10 protein-coding genes and 1 tRNA gene are annotated in these 6,527 nt (G+C 60.3%); 2 read left to right on the top strand and 9 right to left on the bottom strand.

Annotation, left to right across the window (positions count from 1 at the left end):
• Positions 1-139: 139 nt before the first annotated feature.
• The 5 genes from AC07FD_RS32090 to AC07FD_RS32070 all read right to left on the bottom strand — a co-directional run bounded on the left by AC07FD_RS32090 (position 140) and on the right by AC07FD_RS32070 (position 2,884).
• Positions 140-283 carry a hypothetical protein gene (locus AC07FD_RS32090; protein ID WP_478353100.1) on the bottom strand — a complete coding sequence of 48 codons (144 nt, stop codon included), beginning with the start codon at positions 281-283 and terminating at the stop codon, positions 140-142.
• A gap of 536 nt (positions 284-819) precedes the next feature.
• Positions 820-1,044: a hypothetical protein gene (locus tag AC07FD_RS32085; protein ID WP_478353099.1), complete on the bottom strand. Its 225-nt coding sequence runs from the start codon at positions 1,042-1,044 to the stop codon at positions 820-822.
• Between the two features lie 566 nt (positions 1,045-1,610).
• Positions 1,611-1,687: transfer RNA gene (locus tag AC07FD_RS32080), tRNA-Pro, on the bottom strand.
• A 96-nt stretch (positions 1,688-1,783) separates the two neighbouring features.
• Entirely contained in the window at positions 1,784-2,245 is a 462-nt protein-coding gene (locus AC07FD_RS32075) for a YbaK/EbsC family protein (protein WP_478353098.1), read from the bottom strand.
• A gap of 174 nt (positions 2,246-2,419) precedes the next feature.
• The gene (locus AC07FD_RS32070) at positions 2,420-2,884 is read right to left on the bottom strand and encodes a helix-turn-helix domain-containing protein (RefSeq protein WP_478353097.1); all 465 of its coding nucleotides are present in this window, start codon (positions 2,882-2,884) and stop codon (positions 2,420-2,422) included.
• A gap of 104 nt (positions 2,885-2,988) precedes the next feature.
• Between AC07FD_RS32070 and AC07FD_RS32065 the strand changes: the two genes are divergently transcribed.
• Complete coding sequence (locus AC07FD_RS32065; RefSeq protein ID WP_478353096.1) at positions 2,989-3,603, top strand: hypothetical protein; 615 nt, start codon at positions 2,989-2,991, stop codon at positions 3,601-3,603.
• A gap of 191 nt (positions 3,604-3,794) precedes the next feature.
• Positions 3,795-3,983 (top strand): hypothetical protein, encoded by a 189-nt coding sequence (locus tag AC07FD_RS32060; RefSeq protein WP_478353095.1) that lies wholly within the window; start codon positions 3,795-3,797, stop codon positions 3,981-3,983.
• Between the two features lie 76 nt (positions 3,984-4,059).
• Here the strand turns inward: AC07FD_RS32060 and AC07FD_RS32055 are convergent, their stop codons facing one another.
• The 4 genes from AC07FD_RS32055 to AC07FD_RS32040 form a co-directional block, all read right to left on the bottom strand.
• Positions 4,060-4,362, bottom strand: coding sequence for a hypothetical protein (locus AC07FD_RS32055; RefSeq protein WP_478353094.1), 303 nt, complete (start codon positions 4,360-4,362; stop codon positions 4,060-4,062).
• A gap of 91 nt (positions 4,363-4,453) precedes the next feature.
• Positions 4,454-4,993: a MerR family transcriptional regulator gene (locus AC07FD_RS32050; RefSeq protein ID WP_478353093.1), complete on the bottom strand. Its 540-nt coding sequence runs from the start codon at positions 4,991-4,993 to the stop codon at positions 4,454-4,456.
• 131 nt (positions 4,994-5,124) lie between these two features.
• Entirely contained in the window at positions 5,125-5,448 is a 324-nt protein-coding gene (locus AC07FD_RS32045; protein ID WP_111545727.1) for an integration host factor subunit alpha, read from the bottom strand.
• A 103-nt stretch (positions 5,449-5,551) separates the two neighbouring features.
• Positions 5,552-6,523, bottom strand: a complete 972-nt coding sequence (locus AC07FD_RS32040) for a beta-ketoacyl-ACP synthase III (RefSeq protein ID WP_478353092.1) — start codon at positions 6,521-6,523, stop codon at positions 5,552-5,554.
• Positions 6,524-6,527 lie beyond the last annotated feature (4 nt).

Here is a 6,527-nt window from a genome sequence, read left to right as displayed (position 1 = left end):
CCACCCCGCAGATGTCCTCACTGTCAGAAGCTGCTCGCACACGCCCTCAAACCTAAACTGCCAAAGTAGTGCTAGCCACATGAATCATGCCTTTGGGTTGGAACCTGTCGACGGAAAATTTCGAGTTGACGCTCGCATCTCAGCGAAACAGCAGATATCCGCCCATGCCGGCCATCAAGAGGCAAGCCATCATGCCGATCATGTCGCGCTGCCAGTAGCGCCAGACGGCGCCGGCTAGCGTCGAAGCAGTGATCGCGGCGATGTAGAGAGCGAGGAAGCTCATAAGCCTTTCTAGGCTAAATCCGGCAACGGCGGCATTTCTTCAAGCGTGGCCCTGCGAACAATATCCCGTCGCTGCAACGTTCGAGCGCTACTCCATTTCTGCTCAACTTCCTGCCAAACGCGAACACGAACCTTCTTGGTCGTGGATCTCTCTGCCACCACGGCGAATTGGTGAACGATCGGAGGATCGCTAGTAGGTGCTATCCCACGGATAATTAGTGGATCCCCGTCTGCAAATGCGGCGTCGCGGAATTGCCTTCGCTTCAGATGGCGCTCCGCATGCAATTGGGCAAGCAATGTCTCCGATGCGTCGAGAGGCCGCTCTATCCGGTTCTTTGTTCGCTCATTTGTGGCTTCGAATACAGGCGGATCAGCTAGGGCACGAGAAGGTCCAAAAGAGGATGCCTTTACTAGCACCTGCTTTTTACCACCATGCGTCATCTAAACGAGGACTCCTTCTTTGCGGCGAGGATGCCGCAATCGTCAGACCAGCGCAAGCATCGCCCAACAAAGTGCCTCGTGGTGTGAGGACGAGATCTAGAAATCGGCCCAACCTACGAACCCGGCGTAGCGCGCCTGAATGTATGCGACGACTTCGAGCCGCTTCTGTTCATTGTCCGGCCCCGTCAATTCTTCGATGACAGCCTTTGCTTGGGGCCCCAAAAGTCCGCTTTCGCTGAACCATATCTTCTCGATGTCAACACGCCCGCGGCAACCAGCCGCCTTAAAGCGTTTATACCAGTCTTCTGCATCCTTATACATGCGTCGCTCCCACTAAAACCTTATCAGGCGCGTGGGCGGGAGTGGAGTCAATCGCCATCGTCTCTAGCCCGCCAGCGCGCGACCAATTGCGATGCCAATTCCAATCGCCAGGCCGGCAGCCATCTTGCCCGACAGATCGATAGCAATGGCGCTGACGACACCGCGCCAATCCCTACGAGGGTGGGCAGAACGACGCCTGACCGCTCCGCACAGTAGAACCACGCGTTATTCCCACAAACGACAAAGGCCCGCTTCGGCGGGCTATCTGTTGTTGTGGTGGCAGACGGCAAAAAACCCGCTGCCGGAGGGGGATGGCAGCGCGTTTGTTAATAGCTCACCAAGGGGGGCGTGGTGAGCGCGGGTCGGCGATCTGAATGGGAGGAAAAGGACCGCCGACAGATGGAAAAACTACCACAGAGATGCCATTTCTCAATTGCACAAGGGTATTACCACCCTAAGCGAAGGGGTTACGGGCACACGTCGCGCGGGTTTTTCATTACTGGCTACAATGTGGCTAGAAATTTTATAGCCACCTCTGGGGGAAGTGGCTAAGCCTTTGTTTTGTTTGGTCGGAGTGGCCGGATTCGAACCGACGACCCCTTGACCCCCAGTCAAGTGCGCTACCGGGCTGCGCTACACTCCGGACCGGTCGCGATGTATCGTGATAACCCCGCCCGGGTCAACCGAAATTCGGCAGCGATCGCGCCGATGCGATCGCTGGTGCCGACGAACCCCTTACCTAGCCTTGGCAGACGTCGACCCATTCGGCGCCGGTGAGATCGACCATGCGCTGCGGGCCGAGCCGCACGGCGGCGTTGGTGGCGCCGGCGGCGGGCACGACCTCGTCGAATTCGCGCAGCGAGAGATCGCAGTAGACCGGCAGCGGCGCCGGCAGGCCGAACGGGCAGACACCGCCGACCGGGTGACTGGTTGCTTCGACAACCTCCGCGGCGTCGAGCATGCGCGGCTTGCCGCCGAACTGGTCCTTGAACTTGCGGTTGTCCAGCCTGGCGATGCCGCTGGTCACCACCAGCATGGTGCGCTCGCCGACGCGCAGGCAGATCGTCTTGGCGATCTGCGCCGGCAGCACGCCATGCGCCTCCGCCGCCAGTGCCACCGTTGCCGAGCTCGCTTGCGTCACGATGACATCGATGTCGGGCGCGCGAGCGGCGAAGAAGGCACGAACGGATTCCAGGCTCATATCGAAAAACCATAGTTCAGGACTTGATGGACAGCGGATCGGGTCGCCGCGCGTATGAACACTCGCCACATACAAATCGGCAAGCCCCGGGCCGCGGCGTGAAGGCTACCGCACCCCAAAAACAAACCCGCCAAGGCTATCCTTGGCGGGTTGTCGAGCATGCCCGATGTTGAACTATGCCAGGGATCGACCTTGCGCGGCCGGCGTGTGCACAGCCGAAGCGATCAAAGCGTCCTGGGGAAGTCGAAGCGCGGACACAATACGACGCAGCTTCGACGGATCGGTCACCTTACCGCTCTCGATATCCTCAATCTCGTCGGCAGCCAGACCGCATGTCAGGGAAAGCTTTTCCACACTGTAGCCGCGGGTCTCCCGCATCGCTCTGAGGGTGCTGTAATCCGGCCCGATCTCATTGGCTACCGATTCGGAAAGGGCTTCGCTTTTTGCAGTGTTGGGCATTGGCAACTCCGTAAGCTGAAAGAGTTTGATCAAATGACGAAGTTGCCTGAGACGATCGGGAACATGCCCGCTCGCCAGCGATTTGCCAAGTACCAATCTGACCGTCACGCTATCGTGAAGCAGGCGGCTTGCGCGGCTGGGTCGCGCACACATCGCGATCAAGTTGTTTTGACCGTCCAATCGCGCTTTGTCCGGCAGTTTCGCCCCGCCCGTTCGTTATTCCCTAAGTCGCTGGCCTGAAAACCATCCGGTTCCAGCCAGGCGTTCCCGGAAGGATCTCTGCAATGAACTTGAAGACACTCATCGTCGTGCTCGGCACGATTTCCAGCCTTTCCGCTGTCGGTGTCGGCGGTGCTCAAGCGGCGGACACGCTGGGCGTACGCGGCACTGTGGCCAGTTTCGAGCCATCGCTGCTCACCGTGAAAACCCGCCAAGGCGATACCTCCGCCATCAAGCTCAATGCCGGCTGGAAGATATCGGGCGTCGCCAACGCATCCGTGATGGACATCAAGCAAGGCGATTTCCTCGGCATCGCCTCCGTATCGAAAGCCGATGGCGGCAGCGGCGCGCTGGAGGTGGTGGTATTTCCGGCCGCTTTGAAAGGCACCGGCGAGGGCGACCGCCCCTGGGACCTGCAGCCAAATAGCCGCATGACCAACGGCACCGTGGCCGACGTCACCGACATAAACGGCCGAGCCGTCACGCTGACCTATGACAATGGGCAGACGAAGAAGATTTCGATACCAGACGCAACACCCGTCGTGACCTTCGCGCCGGCCACGCCGACCGACCTCAAGCCAGGTGCGACGGTGTTCGTTGCCGCTGAGCGTGCGGCTGACGGCACGCTGAGTTCCGGCCGCGTCGTCGTCGGAAATAATGGCGTGGTCCCGCCAATGTAGGCAAAACAGGCGGTAAAGCATGGCTTTTCGGCCCTGGCGATGATGACGGTGGAAGCCCGGTTTCCGTAGAAACAGTCCAGAAACAAAATTCTACAATCGGGAAATACCGAGGAAAAAATTCAGGAGCGTAATCCCATTCGCGGCGATCGGGTCATCGACCCGATTCACATGCTAAAAAAGGAAACCGATCCATGAAGAAGTCCCTCCTCTCGGCCCTCGGGCTTGCAGTCGCACTTGCTTTCACGGCGCCGGTGATAGGCGCGACGAGTGCGGATGCGGCCCCGATGGCAAAGCATCATCATCACTACCATCATCATCACTACCACCACGTCGTTCATCACCATCATCACCAACATCACGTGATGATGAAGAAGGCCTAAGCATAGACTGCCAACGAGAAGACCCGCCTTGGCTTCTTGTTCAAGGCTGGTCTTCTCCCGGTTTGCGACGCGTAGCTCAGCGCCGGTTGAACAGCAGACTGGCAACGAGACCGACCACCACAAGGCCGACCGCTGCGGCCGCCGCCGGATGGTCGCGCGCCGACTTCTCGATCACCCTGCCCTGTTTGCGGATGGCTGGCATCGCATCGCGCAGACGCCCTGCAAGATCGGCATAGGTGTCGAACGCGGCATCGCGACCGTCTTCGTAATAGGCGCCGCCCCGCCTGGACACCGCTTTCTTCAGGCTTGCCAATTCCCTGGTGAGAGCCGCGACCTGCCTGTCGAGGTCGATGTCCAAGAGGGTCGAATATGATGCCATGACGTGTTCCCTTCAATTGCAGAAGAAAACGTAACGCCTCACGCCAAGGCGGGTTCCGGTTTTCGACAGGCCGACATTGCTCAGTTGGCGGTCAGCGTACCTGATCGAGCAGTCGCTTGCATTCCAGGAGGTCGAACAGCGCTTCCTGCAGCAGGGCGCGATTGTCGCGCGAGAGTTTCGACGCGTCCGGCTGAACCGGACCGTCCTCGTCGCTCTTGCCCAGGCCGAAAAAGCGGCGGCTGGGTCTGACGCGCGGCTGGCCAACCAGTTCGTCGTCCATGCCGCGCGGCTGGGCTGCCGGCGTCAGCGGCACCTGATCGGCCTGCCGTCGCTGCGAGATCGCCTCGACGGCGGCCATGTCGCCATTGCCGATGGCGACCAGGAAATGATTGCCGTTTTCGCGCAGCAGCTTCTGCACACCTTTGATGGTGTAGCCCTGGTCGTAGAGCATATGGCGGATGCCCTTGATCAGTTCGACATCCTGCGGCCGGTAGTAACGACGGCCGCCACCACGCTTCATCGGCTTGATCTGGTTGAAACGCGTTTCCCAGAAACGCAGCACATGCTGCGGCAGGTCGAGATCTTCGGCGACCTCGCTGATGGTACGAAAGGCGTCGGGGCTCTTGTCCATGGGCGAATCCTCACGCTGGACGATGATCCGGCTTACCTGCCGAATCGGGCCTTATTTCAGCGGTTTGTGAAGCAATATTCAAGCCCGGCGTCATGCGCGGTGCCAGTTTTCAACCGCGCAGGTGAACGAGGCTACTTGCCGCCTTTGGCCTTGCCGCTTTGATGAGACCGCAAAATGCGGCTCTTCAGCACGTTCGACGACTTGAAGGTCATCACCCGGCGCGGCAGGATCGGCACCTCTTCACCGGTCTTGGGATTGCGGCCGATGCGCTCGTTCTTGGAGCGGACGTGGAATGTCGCGAAGGACGACAGCTTCACCGTCTCGCCACGGACGATCGCTTCGCAGATCTCGTCCAGCACCGCTTCGACAAGTTCGGCCGATTCAGTGCGCGATAAGCCGACCTTCCGGTAAACAGCCTCGGCAAGGTCGGCGCGCGTAAGTGTCTTTCCCCCCATGCGACCGTCCCATCAGCTCAAAACATTAAATTCGGCACAACAACGGCAGAGCCTAAGTAATTGATCCGGCAAGGTCAAGGACCGAAACGGGACCGTTCGGCACTTACCAGCGAACCAGAACAGCACCCCAGGTGAAGCCGCCACCCATGGCCTCCAGAAGCACGAGATCGCCCTTCTTGATGCGGCCGTCGGCGACGGCCACCGACAGCGCCAGCGGCACGGAAGCAGCCGAGGTGTTACCGTGCAAATCGACCGTCACCACCACCTTTTGCTCGGCTATCCCGAGCTTCTTGGCGGAAGCGTCAATAATTCGTTTATTGGCCTGATGCGGCACGAACCAGTCGAGGTCATCGGCCGATATGCCGGCTTGCGAGAACGTCGCCTCGATGACGTCGGTGATCATCCCGACTGCATGCTTGAAGACTTCGCGGCCCTCCATCCTGAGATGGCCGACCGTGCCCGTGGTCGATGGCCCGCCGTCGACAAAGAGCTTTTCCTTGTGGGTACCGTCGGAGCGCAGGCTGGCCGCCAGAACGCCACGATCGGCGATCGCGCCAGTCCCCTCGCCTGCCTCCAGGATCACGGCACCGGCGCCGTCGCCGAACAGCACGCAGGTCGAGCGGTCGCTCCAGTCGAGAATGCGGGAGAAAGTTTCCGAGCCGATCACCAGGACGCGCTTGGCCAGGCCGCCACGGATGTAGAGATCGGCGGTGGTCACCGCATAGACGAAGCCGGAGCAGACCGCCTGCATGTCGAAAGCAAACCCGTGATGCATGCCGAGCCGGTTCTGGATCTCGACGGCGGTCGCCGGAAAAGTGTTGTTGGGCGTCGAGGTCGCCAGCACGATCACGTCGATGTCGGCGGGTGTCAGCCCGGCATCGGCAAGTGCGGCACGCGCCGCCGCTTCACCCAGCGAAGCCGTCGTCTCGTCATCACCGGCGATATGGCGCTGGCGGATGCCGGTGCGCTGGGCGATCCATTCGTCGGAGGTTTCCACCATGCCTTCGAAATCGGCATTCTTCATAATCCGGCGGGGCAGCGCGGCGCCCGTGCCGCGCACGACTGATCTGATCAAAGTT

Source organism: Mesorhizobium waitakense (assembly GCF_056431085.1).
The sequence above is the reverse complement of the archived record's forward strand: the minus strand, read 5'-3'. Positions and strand labels throughout refer to the sequence as shown.